The sequence below is a fragment of the Acinetobacter sp. GW821-FHT01E09 genome, assembly GCF_059422385.1.
On sequence record NZ_JBWKWU010000001.1, the window covers coordinates 4,346,758 to 4,365,538 of the forward strand.

An 18,781-nucleotide genomic window follows, 5' to 3' on the forward strand; every position below is an offset into this window, starting at 1 on the left:
AGGCATGCAATCAGAGATATTGCCGCAAGCAGATAAAGATAGAGTGATTATCCAAATCACAGATACACACCTGATGGATAAACCTGATGCAGAGTTTGTCGGGATTAATCCTGAAGAAAGCTTTCATGCCGTCATGGATGATATTCAGCAACGCTATAAAAATATCGATCTGATTTTACATACTGGTGATTTGGCTCAAGCTGCATTTCCAGAAACTTATGCACGCTATTTAGAATATATGCAGCGTTTTGGTGTCGATTTCTACCAAATTCCGGGAAATCACGACAATATAAACTTGTTCCCGTTCCATTCGCCAGAACCTATTCCAGCAGTGATTGAGTTAGATCAATGGCGTATCATTTTGTTGAATAGTGCTGTGGGTGGACGTACCGATGGAAATATTCAAACGGAACAATTGGTCCATCTAAAACGGCTATTGGAACAATTGCGTGACAAGTTTATCCTTATCGCCTGTCATCACAATCCTTTTGATATGCATTCCAAATGGCTCGATCAACATAAGCTCAAAAATGCCGATGAATTAAAGGCCGTACTCGAACCCTTTGATAACATCAAAGCCGTGTTACATGGGCATGTTCATCAAGAATCCTATAACCTGTGGAATGGAATACAGTTTATTTCTACTCCTGCCACGTGTGTACAATTTAAACCCCTCAGCCAAGAGTTTTCATTTGATCCGATTGCGCCTGGTTACCGTTGCTTACATTTAAAAGCCAATGGTGAATTTGAGACCTCTGTACACCGCTTGGATCACTTCAAAGTTACAATTAATGAAGAAATTTCAGGTTACTAGCTTTTCATTTTGGTTTTTTTCTATTAAGTTATTCGTCCAACGAGATATGCAGAAAGTCAAATTCAGGGTTAGGTGACTTTCATCTTGGTAAAAAAATCTATATGATGACGCCCCCGATAGATTCATTCTGTTGGTAGTGATAAAAATACTTGCATATCACCATATTTTTTGCGTATAGATAATACGTATATGATGAGGAATGCCCTTTATGGCGAATGACAACCAAAATCAAGTCTTGGAAGAACAAACAGCAATTGCAGATGATAAGTCTGTAAAGCGAGTGCGTAAAACCAAGCCGAAGACCAATGAAAACGGTACTACAGCAAGTCTATTCGGTATCGAGCCTTATCAGCCAAAGAAAAATGAAGAATACATGTCTGAGGGGCAACTCGAACATTTTCGTAAAATTTTGCTGGCATGGAAAGCAGAATTGATGTCGGAAGTGGATCGCACCCTAAATACAATGCAAGATGAATCTTCTTCTTTACCTGATGTAAATGACCGTGCGACGCAAGAAGAAGAGTTTGCCATCGAATTACGTACCCGTGACCGTGAACGTAAACTTATTCGTAAAATAGAGCAATCTATTGAAGCGATTAAAAATGATGACTATGGTTTCTGTGAAACTTGCGGTATCGAAATTGGTTTACGCCGTTTAGAAGCACGACCAACTGCAACTTTATGTATCGACTGTAAAACCCTTGCAGAGATCAAAGAGAAGCAAAATAACGGTTAATACTGTGTCAAATTCCTCCCCAACCCTCTCTTTTCCAAAGGGAGGGAGGAAGAGTACCGTATACAAAGGGCGGTTTGCACCCTCTCCCACAGGGCCGTTACATTTTGGTTCCTTAGTGACCGCTGTCGCGAGCTATTGCGATGCGAAAGCGCATCATGGGCAATGGATCGTCCGCATCGAAGATACGGATATCCCACGTATTTACCCAGATAGTGAACAGCATATTTTAAAATGCCTAGATGCTTTTGGCTTCCAATCCGATGCTGAAATCATTTATCAAAGACATCGCTTAGACATTTATCAATCTGTAATCGAACAACTCAAACAAAAACATTGCGTTTATGCCTGTGAATGTACCCGTAAAATATTAGGCTCAAATCACATCTATGCTGGCACCTGCCGAGACAAACAGCTCGACTTTCAAGACCAAGCCATTCGTGTAAAAGTTTCTGATCAAAACATTTGTTTCAATGACCGCTTGCAAGGACAACATTGCGCGAACTTACAACGCGATTTGGGTGACTTTGTACTAAAGCGTCGTGATGGCATTATCAATTATCAACTGGCAGTCGTTGTCGATGATTATTTACAAGAAATCAGCCATGTCGTGCGTGGTGCGGACTTATTGGATAATACTGAACGTCAAATTTGGCTAGGACAGCTTTTGGGTTATCCAGCTCTTGAATATATGCACTTACCCCTCGCCATGAATCATTTGGGGCAAAAACTCTCTAAACAAAACCTTGCACAAGCACTTAATCTCAAACATGCACCTGAATTGCTGTTACAAGCGATTATAGCACTTGGACAAGCTCCAGTAGACCTAGATCAGCCAGATCTCATGTTGGCTCAAGCTGTCGCTCAATGGGATATCTCTCGCATTCCTCAAGGGACAACGCTACAATCCATTTATCAGTAATCCCTGATTAAGCAACAATACCAACATAAGAATACCAACATCATTCAGGATTGAGATGAACCTTTTAAAAAATCTAATAACGCTGAGTTTTCTCATGCTCATGGGCCTTACACAGGTCTATGCACAAATGGCAATTTTATGTATTTCCCCGATTTCTAAAACTGCTGTTGTTGATGAAATGAGTGGCGCGCCACGTGAACAATGGGGTAAACCATTACCAACTTATTCAGTTCAAGTTGATCACTCTGCAATCATCAAGGTCGATCACAAAACCCCAATCAAACTTAAACTTGCAAATACCTCTGGAAAACATCAGATCAAGATTTATGCCAATGGTGTATTGGAAACTTCGTTTTATTATTCCCCAACAGCGATAGATGTATTAGGACTGAGTGAGTCCGGTTATCAAACTTGGGATTGGGTAAAATTTAAGACCACCCAATCAGCATTAAAATATTGCAATACGCAAAATCCAAACTAAATTACCCATAAAAAAAGCCATTTTTGATCAAATGGCTTGTCTATTTAAGTTCAATAAAAAATTAAAAACTAGACTCTTCTCGCGCTGGATTGGCATCCTTGGTGGTTGCATCAATTTTAAGAATTAAACTGATCATCACCGCACACATAATTAAAGATGAACCACCATAACTAATAAATGGAAGTGTTAGCCCCTTGGTCGGTAACATGCCCATATTCATACCCGCATTCACCAAGATCTGTAATAAGAAAATAATACTGATCCCGTAAGCCAAATAGCCTGCACGCAAATACTGATGATTAAGCGCACGCTGACCAATACGAATACAACAAATCAACATCACAAATGAGAGCAGCAAAACGGTCGAAATACCAAAAAAACCGAATTCTTCACCTAAAATTGCCAACATAAAGTCAGTATGTGCTTCAGGCAAATAAGACATTTTTTGAATACTATGTCCTAAGCCCACCCCAAACCATTCACCACGACCAAAAGCCATCAAGGCATTCGACAATTGATAACCTGAACCCAACGGATCGGCCCAAGGGTTTGAGAATGACATTAAGCGTTCATAGCGATATGGTTCAAACACGATTAAGGATACAAATGCCACCAGAATCGCACCGAATGCAAAGCCGAACTGGATCATGGGTGCACCAGCCAAGAAGAACACACCCAGCATCGAAACAGCAATTACCACTGTTGCCCCTAAGTCAGGTTCTGCAATAATCAGTCCGACCGTCAGCAACATCACCACACCTAGACGTACCAAGCCCTTAATATTATTACGGACTTCTTCAGCACGACGAACCACATAGTCTGCGGTAAATATGGCCATCATCACCTTGGCGACTTCGGTTGCCTGCAAGGTAAATCCACCTACACGAATCCAACGTGTTGAACCATTGACTTCGGTACCCACCACCAAGACGGCGAGTAATAAAGCAATGGTGATCAACCACAATGGAAAGGTATTTTTAAACCAAAGGTTGAGTGAAACTCGATAGGTAATTGCCGCCGCAACAAAAGCCACCACGATCGAAATTGCATGACGAATCACATAGTGAAATTCGTTTTCATGCATCCGTTCAGCATAAGGCATTGAAGCCGAAGCCACCATCACCGTACCAATACACAACAATGAAATGACGCAAAATATCAGTACATTACGCGGTGTAATCTCTGCCGGCAATTTTGGCATCCAGCGATCATACACTTGGTGAATCTTACTTATAGTCGTCTGAGCTAACCCAGCCATACTTTATTTCCTTATGATTCTTTTTAGTTTAGAGCATTTACATATTCAACAAAGCGATGACCACGCTCAGGATAGCCTGTAAACATATCAAAGCTTGCACATGCAGGTGATAATAGCACTACATCTTGCGCATGCGTATGTTGTTGACAAAGTTCTACAGCTTGTTGCAAAGATGCTGCATGTAGCAGCGTTGTTGTCCCTGCAATGGCATTTTCAATGATTGAGCGATCTTCACCCATCAGTACCGCAACTTTGGCATATTTTTGCAGAGACTCACGTAGTGCAGTAAAGTCCTGCCCTTTGCCCTGACCACCCAAAATAATTGCAACCTGACCACCTTGGGCTTCAATTGCAGCACCTAAGCCGTCCAATGCCGCTAAAGTTGCACCGATATTGGTACCTTTAGAATCATTATAATAACGAACGCCATTCACTTCTTTAACGAATTCGCAACGGTGCTCTAAACCTTTAAAGGTTTTTAAGGTTTCAAGCATTTTGTCCATTGGTAAACCAATCGCTTCCCCCAAAGCTAAACATGCCAAAGCATTGGCAACATTATGCGTTCCTTGGATATACATCTCTGAACTTTTGAGTAGACGTTCACGACCTCGCGCTAACCAAATCGTACCGTTATCTTCTCTTAGAATACCGTATTGTTTTAAATCAGGTGCATTGAGCCCAAAGCTTTGCATCGGTGTGACATCTGGCACCAATGGACGCGTCAATGAATCATCACGGTTATATACGACTTTTTTCACACCTTGGAAAATACGATGTTTTGCCGCATGGTAACCTGCCATATCCCCATGACGGTCCAAGTGATCTTCACTCATGTTCAAGACCACAGCCACTTCTGCATTTAAACTTGAGGTTGCTTCCAATTGAAAGCTGGAAAGTTCAAGGATATAAACATCTGGATCATCATGGGTTAAATCCAAAGCAGGACGACCCAAGTTACCCCCTACCGCAACCTTAACCCCTGCGTCTTGTGCCATTAAACCAATCAAAGTGGTCACGGTACTTTTTGCATTTGAACCAGTAATCGCCACAATCGGTTTATCTGTAGCACGGCGGAGAATTTGTATTTCACTGATAACGGGAATACCTTTTGCAATCGCAGCTTGAATTGCTGGCAACTGAGGATCTAACCCGGGGCTAATGACAATTTCTTCAGCTTGTAAAAGTAAATCTTGATCGAGTTGACCAAAGCTGGTTTGAACTGCTGCTGGAATTTGCTCATGTCCTGGGGGAACTTCACGAGAATCTGTGACTGCAACACGGTAGCCATTTTCATGAAGAAAATTTACGGCTGAAACGCCTGAAATTCCAAGCCCAGCCACAACTTTTAACCCACCACGTTGTATTAACATTTTTGCTCACCAGCATTAAGATTTTAAAACTTGCAAAATGTTAGCACTTTGGCGATTTGAAAGCTTTTTCTGTTTGCACTTTCTGGCTATTTTTTTGTGTCAGTGCGTAAAAATAGCAGCAAATTTTTTTGAGCAATACCGCTGATTTTTTAAATAAAACCACTCGCGTTTTTATTCTATTCTCAATATAAATAAGCCGAATGTTGAGGATCAGCATTCGGCTTATTCATCAGGGCGGTTTATGACGGTTTGAATCTGATTAAAATGAATCGAGCAGCAAAGATAATAAATTGCCCGCGCCATAACCCGCACCAAGCAACAGCGCAATCCAAATCCATCCGCCTAAAATGTTATACAACATGAATACTGGCATTTTCATATGCCCTGCACCCGCTGCAAAAGGAGCAAAAGAACGAACAAAAGGTACAAAACGGGCAACCAGAATGGTTTTCCCACCATGCTTTTCAAAATAATGGTTGGTCTTTTTAATATATTCAGGCTTAAACCAACGTGAATGCGCGTGGAAAAACTTAAAACCCAGCGCACGTCCCGTATAATAGTTCACCATATACCCCAAAATTGAAGCAATAATCAGCAACACACCCATATAGTGCAAATGCACAGATTCAGCGGTAGAACATAAAGCACCGACAGCGATCAATAAACTATCGCCAGGGAGAAAAAACATAAAGACTGAGCCAGTTTCTGCAAAAATGATTAGAAACAAAATGGCATAAATCCACAGCCCGTAATTTTCTAAAAAAGTGGGCAATAATTGTTCTAAATGCAATAAAAATTCAAGCAATACTCAACTCTCTTACAGAAGAATTCACGATATATTAGCCTAATTTAATCATGTATATATTAAAAAGGCCTAAATAAATTAGGCTTTTTTAATCGGGTTCGGTTTTTATTTACTTTAAAAAACCATTGGCTGCCAGAAATTCCATACTGAGTTTAGACTCTGCTTTTGGCTCAGCAGCTTTATCACCAAGCAACAACCTTTCAATATACCGTGCCAATACATCGACTTCTAAATTGACTTGAGAGCCCACTTTCCACGTTGCAATATTGGTCCGTTCAGCAGTATGTGGAATTAAATTTAAACTTAAGATATTTCCACGTAAATGATTGATGGTGAGGCTAATTCCATCTACAGTCACAGACCCTTTTTCAGCCAAATATTTAGCAATTTCAACAGGTGCAGTGACTTCAAAATACAGCGAACGCGCATCTGAACGCACTACAGTGATTTCACCCACAGCATCGACATGTCCACTGACGATATGTCCACCGAAGCGTGTTGTCGGCAACATTGCTTTTTCCACATTGACCGCCTGCCCCGCTTTCCAACTTGCTAAAGTCGAACGATTTAAGCTTTCACGGGATACATCAGCTGCGTACCAGTTTTCACCCCAGTCAATTACAGTTAAACAGATGCCATTGGTTGCAATAGAGTCGCCCAAATGTACATCAGACATATCCAAGTCTGTCTGAATGCGTAAGCGCACATCACCGCCTACATTTTGTAAACTCTCGACTTTACCCAAACTTTCAATGATACCTGTGAACATAATTCTACCTACTGCTGCAGTGAGAGGAACTGATGAAGTTCAATCGTGTTTATTTGCACTCGCCCCATATTTTAATGGTAAAGGTGAGTTGTTACCATAAGGCCAGTTGTGTACTTACACCCGAAGTATCCACACCACCCAATTCCGCAAAATGATAAAGTTGTCCCAACAGCTGACGCAATGGTGGTCCAGACTTGGCATGGGTATCAGTGATCACAATAAACTCAAGCACACGTGCGCGTTCAGACTGACGCTGTTTACTGACACGATAACGAGGTACATCCTGAGTCAATAAGGTGACTTTGCCACGTTTCAGATTGGCCGCCAATAAGTCTTTGGCCTCAATATTTCCATCAGTTGAGTAACTGGTGAGAATATAGCGCGCATTAATGGTTTCCAACAAATTCTCATAAGCTTCTTGTGCATGCTTAGAAGAATTATAAGGACTAGGACGTTCTTTACGCCATGCACGGTCAATCCCGCTTTTAAAACCTTTGGTATCCGGTGTCGGTAAATCAACTTGATCCCACAGTGTTAGCGAGTTGAGTACATGATAATTACTACTATAGGCATGTTGGTTATACGGTGGATCTAGATAAGCCACATCGACTTCAAAACCACTCATTTGATTTGCCAAGTGTTGTGCATCGACACACCACACTTCTGCCATTGGGGTTTTCTGTTTATTCTGCCCAACTTCACTAAAGCGGCTGGGTGTAAGCCACAATAACGACTCAATCCGTTCCAGCGCAGTTTGAGTCTTACCGCCCCAACCATGATGGAAGCTTTTAAATACGCCACTGGTATTACTGACAAAACTTGCTGAATAGAGCAAAGGTGCCAATAAGGCACTCATTTCTACATCGTCAATTGCACCCTGTGCTTGCCAAGTGGCAATTTGCTGGCGAATTGCATCTATACGCATCCCATTACGGCGTTTAAAAAACAAACGGTCTCGTGCAGGGTCATAAATTTCATCATTCCGCGGACAAAGGTTATGCGTAACCCATCCTTTCACTTCAGGCAAGCGGTTTAAATAATCGATGGCTTTTTGATACCCACCCAATTCTTTAAATGCTGGTGCATCTGTGCATGCCAAAATGGCATGATTTAATGCATGACTATACGGTTCCCAGTCATTGGCAATCACTCGATAGCCGTTTTGACGTGCTAAACGTGAAACCACCCCACTGCCTGCAAAAAAATCGGCAAAAATCGGGGCACGTTTACCCTTAGGATTCAAAGTACCTGTGATTTCAAGCGCTTCAAGAATCAGATGCAACAAACGACGTTTGTTTCCCAAATAGGGAACCAACTGATGAAAAAGATATTCATCTGTTGTACGCGCAGCATGACGACGTTTATGGTAAACCGATGATGTTGACTCTGGATTCATACTGACTCTTGTGAAGGGATAAGTCTTAAGCGAATGTCATCACCAAACTGATGAACATCTTGTAACTTAAAACGTAATTGTTGTGCCATCGTTTCAAATTCGGCATTGAACATGGCACGTGCTGATTGTCCTAAAAAGGTTGGCGCAACATAACTGATTAATTCATCCACCAGTTTTTCCTGCAAAAATGCAGTGGATAATGTCGCACCTGCTTCAACCAACACATCGTAAATTTGGAAATCTTTTAAAGTCGTAAGCAAATCTTTTAAAGATTGAACTTCTAATTGTACCACGCCCAGCTTGGCAAGTTCTTGACGAAATGGTCCCATGACCATCACTGTTTCAGGCGCGCTAAGAATTTGAGCATTGAGCGGCAAACGCCCTTGTCGGTCTAAAATCACCCGCTTAGGCTGGACAATCGTTGCAATATCAATATCGCCCAATGAACGCACATTTAATTGAGGGTCATCTGCCAAAATGGTATCGATCCCGGTAATCACGGCACCTGAAATGGCCCGCCAATGCTGAACATCTTGACGTGATTCAACCCCAGTGATCCATTTAGACTCACCAGACGCCATTGCTGTACGGCCATCTAAACTTGACGCAACCTTTAACCGCACATAAGGCACACCCGTTGCCATTGCTTTTAAAAAGCCTTGATTGAGTTGAGCCGCTTGTTGCTCACAAACCCCTGTTTCAACCTCAATCCCTGCCTGGCGTAAAATATCCACGCCTTTTCCCGCCACCAAAGGATTTGGATCAGCACATGCAATAACAACTTTGCTGACACCCGCTTCAACCAAGCCTTTAGCACAAGGTGGTGTACGGCCATAATGCGCACAAGGTTCCAAAGTGACATACGCTGTTGCGCCCTTGGCAGACTCGCCTGCTTGACGCATGGCAAAAACTTCGGCGTGTGGCTGACCAGCTCTAGGATGAAAACCCTCTCCCACCCATTGCCCATCTTTTACAATGACACAACCGACGTTCGGGTTTGGTCGTGTGGAATATTGTCCAAGCTTCGCGAGCTCAATTGCTTTCTGCATCCAAACCTGATCTATGTTGACATAATCTTCGGGTTTAGAATTTGAATCAAACTCAGACATAAAATTCCTAATCAATAACGTTCAAAAATAAAATTAGTGGTCTTGCCCACGATCTTGCATTTGTTCAATTTGATGACGAAACGCATCAATATCTTGGAAATCTTGATACACCGATGCAAAACGCACATAAGCCACATGATCCAATGCAAACAACGATTTCATGACAATTTCACCAATGGTGCGTGAACGTACATCACGTTCACCGAGGCGGCGAATTTGCAATTGAATATCACTAATGACGGTTTCAATCTGTTCTTGAGTCACGGGTCTTTTTTGTAAAGCGTGCATTAAAGAACGTCGTAATTTTGCTTCGTCAAACGGTTCATTTTTACCATCTGACTTGGTCACGCGTGGCATGACCACTTCATAACTTTCAAATGTCGTAAAACGTTCGCCACAACTGATACATTCACGACGTCGACGAATCTGGCTACCTTCAGCGGCCAAACGAGAGTCGATTACTTTACTATCTGCAGCGTTGCAAAATGGACAATGCATAGTGGTTTTATTGAACAAAATTCATGATTTCAGCTAGTGTAGCAAAAAAACCAGATTTTGTTGAGCCTTTCGCAAGATATGGAAAAAAAACAGCCCTTACGGACTGTTTTATACTATATATAGTTATTATTCTAATTAGATTGATTATTCGATACGTTCGCCATGTTGGCTTAAATCAAGCCCCATACGTTCATCATCAGATTCAACACGGATCCCAATCACCACATCGATAATTTTAAGTAGGATAAAGGTCACAACTGCTGAGTATGCGATTGTTGCTAACACACCTTCAACTTGTACCCATAATTGATGCATAACATCTGTCGGTGCTTTGTCGCCCATAATGAATGAGCTGGCAAATACTGCTGTTAAAATCGCACCAACAATACCACCTACACCATGTAAACCAAATGCATCCAATGAATCATCTGCTTTAAGGATACGTTTAAGACCAGAGATCCCCCAGAAGCACACTACACCACCGATTAAGCCCATGATCAACGCACCGCTTACTGTCACAAAACCTGCTGCTGGCGTAATCACAACCAGACCAGCAACTGCACCCGATGCTGCACCCAATACTGAACCTTTACCACGAACAATTTTTTCAACCACTAACCAAGCAATTGCTGCCGCTGCGGCTGCGATTTGAGTTGTGACCAAAGCATACGCTGCTGAACCATTGGCACCTAAAGCAGAACCACCATTGAAACCAAACCAACCGACCCATACCAAGCTTGCACCCAATACAGTTAAGGTTAAGTTATGTGGTGCCATAGATTCTTTGCCTAAGCCCATACGTTTACCCAGTAAATACGCAGCAACTAAACCGGCAACACCCGAGTTAATATGAACAACAGTACCACCAGCAAAATCAAGCGCGCCATCATTCATTAACCAGCCACCACCCCATACCCAGTGTGCAATCGGTGCATAAACAATAATGACCCAAATCGTAATGAATGTGATCCAAGCACTAAATTTCATACGATCAGCCACAGAACCACTGATGATGGCAACAGTAATGATCGCAAAAGTCATTTGGAAAATAACGAAAAGAATTTCTGGAATTGTGCCACTCAGCGCATCTGTTGTAATTCCAGATAACATGATTTTATCGAAACCACCAATAAAAGCGTTACCAGAACCAAATGCAAGTGAATAACCAATGACCACCCATACGATGCTGACTACTGCGGCGGCAGTAAAGCTTTGCGCCATGGTGGCAAGCACATTTTTCTTACGAACCATACCGCCGTAGAACAATGCTAAACCGGGAATTGTCATTAGCAATACAAGTGCTGTAGATACAAGAATCCACGCTGTATCACCTGTATTTAAAGTTGGTTTTTCTGCTTCTGCTGCTGGCGCAGCTGTGGCAGTCACCGTTTCAGGCGCAACGGTTGCCGATGTATCGGCGACTGTTGCAGTCACATCACTTGCCGTTGCAACAGCTGTAGATGCAGGCTCAGCTACGTTTTCTTCTGCCCACGCAACTGATCCGCCAAGAAGTGCGCCAGACAGGCTGAGCGCTAATAGCATTTTTTTCATTCGTATCCCCCAACCTAATTTTGTGAGTTATGTATTGATATACATAACCAGCAATCTTCGTGCCAAATTAAACAGCGTCTGGACCTGTTTCACCTGTACGAATACGAATTACTTGCTCTAAGTTAGTCACGAAAATTTTTCCATCACCAATTTTGCCAGTGCTAGCAACGCGTGTAATAGATTCAATCACTGAATCTACCATGTCATCACTGATTGCGATTTCGATTTTTACTTTAGGCAGAAAATCAACAACATACTCAGCGCCACGATAAAGTTCAGTATGCCCCTTTTGACGACCAAAACCTTTAACTTCAGTTACGGTAATCCCTTGAACGCCTATATCAGACAGTGCTTCACGCACGTCATCTAATTTAAACGGTTTTACAATTGCAGTTACGAGCTTCATATTGTTTTCCTTCGGCTTATTTCACCAGTAAGGTTTTATGTTCAATTTTCATGCCAATCTTATTAATGGTTGGGGTGATTAATTCAATCAACATGCATTGCCTTTATAACCTATTGTATATACTTAGGTGAAGTTGCAACTTTAAAAAACACATAATATTGCGTGTTTTTTTAGATTTCATTGCTAAATTATAGGAGACATCATGCTTTACGCATCGGATAAAAAATTACTTAAATAAAATCAATACGCGATGTTACACTAGGCAAAGAACATTACTCATTTGGATTCCTCATGATTGAAACATTATTACAAGCAATTTTGGAACAGGTTGATCAGCCTAAAAAAGATATAGAACATAATTTACGTGCCTTGCTGAATGAAGCCATTTCTAAAATGGATATCGTTTCAAAAGACGAGATTGAACGTCAAAAAACTGCACTAAATAATGCCAATTTACGTTTGACCGATTTACAAGAACAGGTCAAAGCACTTGAGGTGCTGATTCAGGATAAAAAATAAACTAAATTTGCACATTATTGGTGCAAAAAATATAATAATGATTAAAAATAAAGCACAAGTGGAAAACAACAATGTCTTTAGCCAAAATTTATACCCGAGGTTTGCTCGGGCTGCATGCACCTTTAATTGAAGTGGAGGTCCATGTTAGTGCAGGGCTGCCTTCTTTAACAATTGTTGGCTTAGCTGAAGCTGCAGTTCGTGAAAGTAAAGATCGCGTTCGATCTGCCATCATTAACAGTGGTTATCAATTCCCAAGCAAACGCTTAACCATCAATCTCGCACCTGCGGATCTGCCCAAAGATGGCTCTCGTTTAGATCTGCCCATTGCACTCGGTATCTTGATTGCCACAGGGCAACTTCCTGAAAATGTCACAGATCATTTTGAGTTTATTGGTGAATTAGCACTGGATGGACACTTAAGACCAATTACAGGGACCTTAACCATTGCAATGGCATGTCAAATGGCCAAGCATCAATTGATGTTGCCGCAGGAAAATGCCGCTGAAGCAGCGCAATTGCCTGAGTTTCAGGTATTTGCTGCACAGCACTTAAAACAAGTCTGTGAGCATTTCTTAAATCTACAAAAAATTGATGCAACTGCTCGGCAAAAAATACCGCAAGACAATACCTACAAATTTGATTTGGCAGATGTCAAAGGGCAATTACGCCCACGACGCGCTTTAGAAATTTCAGCAGCAGGTGGACATTCCCTTTTATTTAAAGGCCCACCGGGTACAGGTAAAACCCTGTTAGCATCACGCTTACCGAGTATTCTGCCAGCCTTAAATCCACAAGAAAATCTTGAAGTTGCCAGTATTTATTCAATTGCCAAGACCAAACACCATTTTGGACAGCGCCCATTTCGCGCCCCACACCATACCGCGTCTGCAATCGCTCTTGTCGGTGGCGGTTCAAATCCAAAACCCGGAGAAATTACGCTGGCGCACTTAGGTGTGCTATTTTTAGATGAGCTGCCTGAGTTTGACAAAAAAGTGCTCGAAGTTTTAAGGCAACCGCTTGAATCTAAAGAAATCGTTATTTCTAGAGCATCACGCCAAATTACATTTCCTGCAAACTTTCAATTGATTGCAGCAATGAATCCCTGCCCTTGTGGTTATGCATTTAACCAAGACAGTCGCTGCCAATGTTCGGCTGAAGCAATTAAGCGCTATCAAAACCGAATTTCAGGTCCATTATTGGATCGTATTGATTTACATATCGATGTGCCACCATTAAAAGCCCAGGAATTACAGGATCAAACGCCTGTCGAAGATTCAGCAACAGTACGGGAACGGGTGATTGATGCATGTGATTTTCAAATTCAAAGACAAGGCTATTTAAATCACAACTTATCGCCAAAAGACTTAGAAAAATATGTGATTTTAGATGAAACATCCAAGCGAATGCTGGAAATGGCACAACAACGTTTAAATTTATCTGCGCGGGCATATCATCGTATTTTACGTGTTTCAAGGACCATTGCAGATTTGGCTCAAAGTGAGCAAATCCAAAGTACCCATTTAACCGAAGCCTTGTCATATCGGGGAACTCAATCTTAGAATCAGATAGAGAGCATTAAAATGTGAATAAAGTGCTAAATTTATGCATATAGATCATATTAAACAGTTAATAGATCCATACTTAGCACCCCAAATAAAACTGGCATTGCAATAGGCTATTGCAATGCCAGTAATAGAAGTTGTGTTATGAGCATTTTTGAGCTTAATTACCACCAATTTTCCAATTGGATACCAAAATTTGAGCCATGATTTGTCGCAAAAAAATCACTATTAGGCATAACCTGATCTCTTAATTTTCTTTCAGCATTGTTCCAATTTGCATAAGTGTAATAGACCCTAAGCTCAGGCCGGTCATAATATTGAGTCCCTTTTAATGACCATGTAGGGGCAATTGTAAGTTTTGTTAAGTTTCTACTCTCAGTGTCTTTGATCTGATCAAATCCAATTTCTACAGTAATTTTAATTTTGTCATTTAGCACATAAGCGGTTCGTGAACCAATTGAAATCCACTCCATATCAGGCAAATCCTTAAAATTACTTTTTTGGTAGACAGCTTGCATTTGCCCATTCAAGCGATTTGACTGTGACTGCCAATCAAACATTTCAAGCGCTCTAAAAACTGTATTATTTCGATTTAAATTGGGATCGCCCGTATAACTTAACCCCGTTTCCGGTCCTTCTCCATATTGAAAAGCGATTGTATTCTTGCCATTGAAGCGATGTTTTTGGATGTCTTGAATAATCATCGACCACCCATTATTTTGTTTATGATCAATATAAGAAACACCTAGCTGCAACTCATTGTTAGGTTTGATTTCTATGCCTTTTACAGTAAGATCATGCTTAGATATCATTTTTTCTTGGAATAGATTGTCTTTCCGAGAAAATGAATAACTGATTTTATAATCATTCAAATCATAACTATCTATACCAAAACCAGTTGCACTTTGATTCCAATAAAAAAAGTCAGTCATATGAATATCATTACGATTATAGTATCTGCGCCCAGCCCAAATATTCCCACCATTGAGGAATGAGACATTGCGCCAATCGAGATAAATTTGATTCAAGCGCGTATAACCATCCTCCCCACTAAACTTGAGTGATTGTCCATAAGGGTTATAAAACTGTAGCATTCCATTGACGCTTAATTGTGATCCATCTTGAAAGCTCGTTAGAGGTTGTTTAGCAGAGAACTCGGCATATTGTTCACATTCATTTCCTAAACGATACTTGGTTGGCGCACCACTTAACTGAAAACATTCTTGAGTATTACCCTTTTCATTGTTTCCAATCCCTGTACGAAAATAGCCATGTAGTTCTAATGCCTGTGCTGGAAAGCTGCTAAAAATGCTGGTGATTCCGATCAACCAAATTGATTTTTTCATTAAAATTCCTTTTTAATAAAATTCTTATAGTTCAATGAGCATAAATTTAACAATGGAAATATTCATGTTAAATCCCTCATTTTGGAACGTTCCACAATTAATTGGAACGTTCCAAAATATAAATATACAAATTTCTTCTGTCAATATCTATTTATGAAAGCATTTAAGTTTTAGCGTTGATCGTTTCTAATAAAAGACCATTTAAATCATGATCTTAATATCAGATTGATTGGGGGTTTTTGATTTTTTTAGATTCAATCGATTGCACTGTGAGGCGTTAATTTCTTGCTCCCACAAGACTCTCGTACAATTAATTTTGGCTTCAGCAAGAATTTTAAAGGTGGTGCATCTGGTTTTTTTATTCTAGTCAGTAATAATTCACTCGCAATTTCACCAAGTTTTTCTGGCTGATGTGCGACTGTGGTCAATGGTGGACTACAATATTCTGATTCAGAAATTCCATCTCCCCCAACCACAGCAATATCTTTCCCTGCCTTTAAACCACGGCGATCTAATTCACTCAAAACACCAATTGCAATCAAATCATTATAACAAATCACAGCTGAAGGCTTGTCTTCTAAATCAAGCAGTTGAGCAATACCTAATTTTCCACCTTCGCGGCTAATGGGTCCATCAATAATCCACTGCTCGTTATAATTTAACCCGTTCTTTTCTAAGCACTCCTTAAATCCTTGTAAACGTTCTAGACTCACCGAATAGCCTGTATGACGACCAATAAATCCTATATCCTTATGCCCTAAATCAATCAAATGTTGGGTCAAAAGTTGAATACCCAATCGATTATCTGCACCCACAAAATCACAAACTTCCCCTTCCAAAGAACGCATCACTGTCACGAAAGGCACGCCCCATTTTTTTAACATGGATACGAGATCAGATGAGGTATCAAAGGTAGGACAAATAATCAGACCTGCAATTTTATGTTCACGCATGGTGACAATGACTTGCTGCTGTAAAGCATGATCTTCAGCAGTATGCGCAAGTAAGGTGGTAAAGTTTGATTCTAGAAGTTTTCTTTCAGCGCCAATTAATAACTCAACAAAGAAGGTGTTGGTTAAGTCATTAACCACCACTCCTATAATATTGCTGACACCTTGACGCAAATTGGCAGCACTACGATTGTAGATATAACCTAATTGAGCAGCGACCTTTCGCACATTTTCAGCGGTTTCTGGTTTGACCAGTTCACTATTATTCAATACTAAAGAGACTGTAGATTTGGAAACACCCGAAACCTTAGCAATATCCATGATAGTGGCTTTACCTTTTGGCGCTTTGCTACTCAAGTGAGATACCTCATTAACCTGCATAGAAGTGTTAGTAGCATACCATTTCTTTTTTATTTAATTTTCTATTCCTAAAAAAATATATTGACATCATCAGAGAGTAATTCTATATTTTTGGAACGTTCCAAATATAATTGGAACGTTCCTATAAATACATAAGAAGGAACTTATGATGCTAAAAAATATACCACCCAGCTTAAAACCAACAGATACCAGATTTCCTTCTTTGTTTTAACAATACCTGCTCAAATCGTTTTGGTTTCTGGTTTATCGCGCTGATTCACGTTGAACAGAACCATTTGCAGCAATCTAAAAATTATTGTGTAAAAGTGAAAAAGTCATGAACAAACTTATTAGTGCTGAACAAGCTGCAAAATTAATCGTCGATGGCGACATTGTGACGGTGAGCTCATCAAGTGGGCTGGCCTGTCCAGATCATATTCTTGCTGCGATTGGAAAGCGCTATCAACAAGCCGCTCAGCCCAAAGACTTAACTTTACTTCACCCTATTGCAGCTGGAGATATGTATGGAATTAAAGGGATTGAACATCTCGCCCAATCAGGACTAATCAAAAAAGTGATTGCTGGCTCTTTTCCAAGTGGTCCATCTTCACTCCCCATGCCAGAAATATGGAAAATGATCGTAAACAATGAAATTGCCGCATATAACGTTCCAAGTGGCATCATGTTTGATTTACATCGAGACGTTGCCGCAAAACGTCCAGGTGTATTAACAAAAGTTGGTTTTAACACTTTTGTTGACCCAGATTTACAAGGTTGTGCGATGAATGCGAAGGCTGAAGCTCAACCCATTGTTGAAAAAGTAAATTTTGCTGGTGAAAAGTGGTTGTTCTTTCCCAAAATCATACCAACTGTTGCGATTATTAGAGCAACCTCAGCCGATGAAAAAGGCAATCTTTCATTTGAGCATGAAGGTGGATTACTCGGCGCACTCGATCAAGCACTTGCTGTTCGTAACAATGGTGGAATTGTGATCGTACAAGTTAAACGCGTTGTTCGAGCAGGTTCAATCAAACCACACCATGTCCATATCCCCTGTAATTTGGTGGATTATATTGTGGTTGCACCAGATCAGATGCAAACCACCCAAATCAGCTATGACCCAGCCATCAGTGGTGAAATTCAACAACCAGACTCTGTATTCGATATGACGCCTTGGGGAGCTGAAAAGGTCATTGCCCGTCGAGCTGCGATGCAAGTCGAGCAAGGGATGGCTGTTAATTTAGGCTTTGGTATTTCTGCCAATGTTCCACGGATTCTTCTCGAAGAAGGATACCACGATGATGTTACTTGGCTGATTGAACAAGGCGCTGTTGGCGGAATGCCTTTGCTCGATTTTGCATTTGGTTGCGCTGTAAATGCAGATGCAATTATGTCTTCTTCCGCACAATTTACCTATTTTCAGGGCGGCGGCTTTAATCTTGCACTGTTGTCTTTTTTACAAATAGACCGTGAAGGAAATGTAAATGTCTCCAAACTTCCCAGCAAGCCCTATCTAACAGCGGGTTGTGGTGGCTTTGTTGACATTACCACGCATGCTAAAAATATTGTTTTTTCTGGCTTCTTTACTGCTGGGGCAAAACTCACCGTTGGTACGGGTTTATTAAAAATTAATCAAGAAGGTAAATCACGCAAGTTGGTCAATAAAGTTGATCACGTCACTTTTAGTGGTCGTATGGCCTTAGAACGAGGGCAAAACATCATATATGTCACTGAACGCTGTGTCATGAAACTAACTTCTAAGGGCTTAATTGTCACTGAAATTGCGCCTGGAATTAATTTAGAAAAAGACATTCTTTCCCAAGCTGAATTTCCATTACTCGTCTCTGCTGATTTAAAAATCATGAGACCGAGCTTATTCACAGATGCAGTCATGGGACTAGAGCTTAAGGAGTATGCAGCATAAATACCTCA

18 protein-coding genes are annotated in these 18,781 nt (G+C 40.8%); 7 read left to right on the forward strand and 11 right to left on the reverse strand.

What is annotated here, in order from left to right:
- Window positions 1-4: 4 nt before the first annotated feature.
- The 4 genes from cpdA to AC07U8_RS19895 all read left to right on the forward strand — a co-directional run bounded on the left by cpdA (window position 5) and on the right by AC07U8_RS19895 (window position 2,950).
- A complete protein-coding gene (gene cpdA, locus AC07U8_RS19880; RefSeq protein ID WP_494738477.1) occupies window positions 5-814 on the forward strand; it encodes a 3',5'-cyclic-AMP phosphodiesterase in 810 nt (269 codons plus the stop codon).
- A gap of 208 nt (window positions 815-1,022) precedes the next feature.
- Window positions 1,023-1,550 carry an RNA polymerase-binding protein DksA gene (dksA, locus tag AC07U8_RS19885; protein ID WP_004725300.1) on the forward strand — a complete coding sequence of 176 codons (528 nt, stop codon included), beginning with the start codon at window positions 1,023-1,025 and terminating at the stop codon, window positions 1,548-1,550.
- 4 nt (window positions 1,551-1,554) lie between these two features.
- Window positions 1,555-2,469 (forward strand): tRNA glutamyl-Q(34) synthetase GluQRS, encoded by a 915-nt coding sequence (gene gluQRS / locus AC07U8_RS19890; RefSeq protein WP_494738478.1) that lies wholly within the window; start codon window positions 1,555-1,557, stop codon window positions 2,467-2,469.
- Window positions 2,470-2,524: 55 nt separating this feature from the next.
- A complete protein-coding gene (locus tag AC07U8_RS19895) occupies window positions 2,525-2,950 on the forward strand; it encodes a hypothetical protein (protein ID WP_096735322.1) in 426 nt (141 codons plus the stop codon).
- A gap of 61 nt (window positions 2,951-3,011) precedes the next feature.
- Here AC07U8_RS19895 and ftsW read toward each other — a convergent pair whose 3' ends face one another.
- The 9 genes from ftsW to glnK all read right to left on the reverse strand — a co-directional run bounded on the left by ftsW (window position 3,012) and on the right by glnK (window position 12,112).
- Entirely contained in the window at window positions 3,012-4,208 is a 1,197-nt protein-coding gene (gene ftsW, locus AC07U8_RS19900) for a putative lipid II flippase FtsW (RefSeq protein WP_004725295.1), read from the reverse strand.
- Window positions 4,209-4,231: 23 nt separating this feature from the next.
- Window positions 4,232-5,578, reverse strand: coding sequence for a UDP-N-acetylmuramoyl-L-alanine--D-glutamate ligase (gene murD / locus AC07U8_RS19905; RefSeq protein WP_034612643.1), 1,347 nt, complete (start codon window positions 5,576-5,578; stop codon window positions 4,232-4,234).
- 259 nt (window positions 5,579-5,837) lie between these two features.
- Window positions 5,838-6,383 (reverse strand): VTT domain-containing protein, encoded by a 546-nt coding sequence (locus tag AC07U8_RS19910; protein WP_004725292.1) that lies wholly within the window; start codon window positions 6,381-6,383, stop codon window positions 5,838-5,840.
- A 109-nt stretch (window positions 6,384-6,492) separates the two neighbouring features.
- Complete coding sequence (locus tag AC07U8_RS19915) at window positions 6,493-7,152, reverse strand: riboflavin synthase (RefSeq protein ID WP_096735324.1); 660 nt, start codon at window positions 7,150-7,152, stop codon at window positions 6,493-6,495.
- 91 nt (window positions 7,153-7,243) lie between these two features.
- On the reverse strand, window positions 7,244-8,548 hold the full coding sequence (locus AC07U8_RS19920; protein ID WP_004725289.1) for a DNA adenine methylase: 1,305 nt from the start codon (window positions 8,546-8,548) through the stop codon (window positions 7,244-7,246).
- Window positions 8,545-9,657: a bifunctional diaminohydroxyphosphoribosylaminopyrimidine deaminase/5-amino-6-(5-phosphoribosylamino)uracil reductase RibD gene (gene ribD, locus AC07U8_RS19925; RefSeq protein ID WP_315074802.1), complete on the reverse strand. Its 1,113-nt coding sequence runs from the start codon at window positions 9,655-9,657 to the stop codon at window positions 8,545-8,547. The genes AC07U8_RS19920 and ribD overlap by 4 nt, the downstream gene beginning before the upstream one ends.
- Before the next feature lie 33 nt (window positions 9,658-9,690).
- Window positions 9,691-10,155, reverse strand: a complete 465-nt coding sequence (nrdR, locus tag AC07U8_RS19930) for a transcriptional regulator NrdR (protein WP_004725286.1) — start codon at window positions 10,153-10,155, stop codon at window positions 9,691-9,693.
- A gap of 144 nt (window positions 10,156-10,299) precedes the next feature.
- Window positions 10,300-11,706, reverse strand: coding sequence for an ammonium transporter (locus AC07U8_RS19935; protein WP_004816553.1), 1,407 nt, complete (start codon window positions 11,704-11,706; stop codon window positions 10,300-10,302).
- A gap of 67 nt (window positions 11,707-11,773) precedes the next feature.
- Complete coding sequence (glnK, locus tag AC07U8_RS19940; protein WP_004725283.1) at window positions 11,774-12,112, reverse strand: P-II family nitrogen regulator; 339 nt, start codon at window positions 12,110-12,112, stop codon at window positions 11,774-11,776.
- A gap of 291 nt (window positions 12,113-12,403) precedes the next feature.
- On the opposite strand from glnK, the gene AC07U8_RS19945 reads away from it, so the two are divergent.
- Window positions 12,404-12,631 (forward strand): accessory factor UbiK family protein, encoded by a 228-nt coding sequence (locus AC07U8_RS19945; RefSeq protein ID WP_004725282.1) that lies wholly within the window; start codon window positions 12,404-12,406, stop codon window positions 12,629-12,631.
- Between the two features lie 71 nt (window positions 12,632-12,702).
- A complete protein-coding gene (locus tag AC07U8_RS19950) occupies window positions 12,703-14,190 on the forward strand; it encodes a YifB family Mg chelatase-like AAA ATPase (RefSeq protein ID WP_315074797.1) in 1,488 nt (495 codons plus the stop codon).
- Window positions 14,191-14,357: 167 nt separating this feature from the next.
- Here AC07U8_RS19950 and AC07U8_RS19955 read toward each other — a convergent pair whose 3' ends face one another.
- Window positions 14,358-15,539 (reverse strand): maltoporin, encoded by a 1,182-nt coding sequence (locus tag AC07U8_RS19955; RefSeq protein ID WP_494738479.1) that lies wholly within the window; start codon window positions 15,537-15,539, stop codon window positions 14,358-14,360.
- A 254-nt stretch (window positions 15,540-15,793) separates the two neighbouring features.
- Window positions 15,794-16,846: a LacI family DNA-binding transcriptional regulator gene (locus AC07U8_RS19960; RefSeq protein ID WP_151801819.1), complete on the reverse strand. Its 1,053-nt coding sequence runs from the start codon at window positions 16,844-16,846 to the stop codon at window positions 15,794-15,796.
- Window positions 16,847-17,186: 340 nt separating this feature from the next.
- Here AC07U8_RS19960 and AC07U8_RS19965 point away from each other — a divergent pair, with 340 nt between their 5' ends.
- On the forward strand, window positions 17,187-18,773 hold the full coding sequence (locus AC07U8_RS19965; protein WP_209827786.1) for an acyl CoA:acetate/3-ketoacid CoA transferase: 1,587 nt from the start codon (window positions 17,187-17,189) through the stop codon (window positions 18,771-18,773).
- Window positions 18,774-18,781: the final 8 nt, after the last annotated feature.

Excerpts from the sequence above, each read along its gene's own strand:
- cpdA (WP_494738477.1), top strand. The coding sequence starts at position 5 with ATGCAATCAGAGATATTGCCGCAAGCAGATAAAGATAGAGTGATTATC.
- dksA (WP_004725300.1), top strand. The coding sequence starts at position 1,023 with ATGGCGAATGACAACCAAAATCAAGTCTTGGAAGAACAAACAGCAATT.
- AC07U8_RS19895 (WP_096735322.1), top strand. The coding sequence starts at position 2,525 with ATGAACCTTTTAAAAAATCTAATAACGCTGAGTTTTCTCATGCTCATG.
- ftsW (WP_004725295.1), bottom strand. The coding sequence starts at position 4,208 with ATGGCTGGGTTAGCTCAGACGACTATAAGTAAGATTCACCAAGTGTAT.
- murD (WP_034612643.1), bottom strand. The coding sequence starts at position 5,578 with ATGTTAATACAACGTGGTGGGTTAAAAGTTGTGGCTGGGCTTGGAATT.
- AC07U8_RS19915 (WP_096735324.1), bottom strand. The coding sequence starts at position 7,152 with ATGTTCACAGGTATCATTGAAAGTTTGGGTAAAGTCGAGAGTTTACAA.
- AC07U8_RS19920 (WP_004725289.1), bottom strand. The coding sequence starts at position 8,548 with ATGAATCCAGAGTCAACATCATCGGTTTACCATAAACGTCGTCATGCT.
- ribD (WP_315074802.1), bottom strand. The coding sequence starts at position 9,657 with ATGTCTGAGTTTGATTCAAATTCTAAACCCGAAGATTATGTCAACATA.
- nrdR (WP_004725286.1), bottom strand. The coding sequence starts at position 10,155 with ATGCATTGTCCATTTTGCAACGCTGCAGATAGTAAAGTAATCGACTCT.
- AC07U8_RS19935 (WP_004816553.1), bottom strand. The coding sequence starts at position 11,706 with ATGAAAAAAATGCTATTAGCGCTCAGCCTGTCTGGCGCACTTCTTGGC.
- glnK (WP_004725283.1), bottom strand. The coding sequence starts at position 12,112 with ATGAAGCTCGTAACTGCAATTGTAAAACCGTTTAAATTAGATGACGTG.
- AC07U8_RS19945 (WP_004725282.1), top strand. The coding sequence starts at position 12,404 with ATGATTGAAACATTATTACAAGCAATTTTGGAACAGGTTGATCAGCCT.
- AC07U8_RS19950 (WP_315074797.1), top strand. The coding sequence starts at position 12,703 with ATGTCTTTAGCCAAAATTTATACCCGAGGTTTGCTCGGGCTGCATGCA.
- AC07U8_RS19955 (WP_494738479.1), bottom strand. The coding sequence starts at position 15,539 with ATGAAAAAATCAATTTGGTTGATCGGAATCACCAGCATTTTTAGCAGC.
- AC07U8_RS19965 (WP_209827786.1), top strand. The coding sequence starts at position 17,187 with ATGAACAAACTTATTAGTGCTGAACAAGCTGCAAAATTAATCGTCGAT.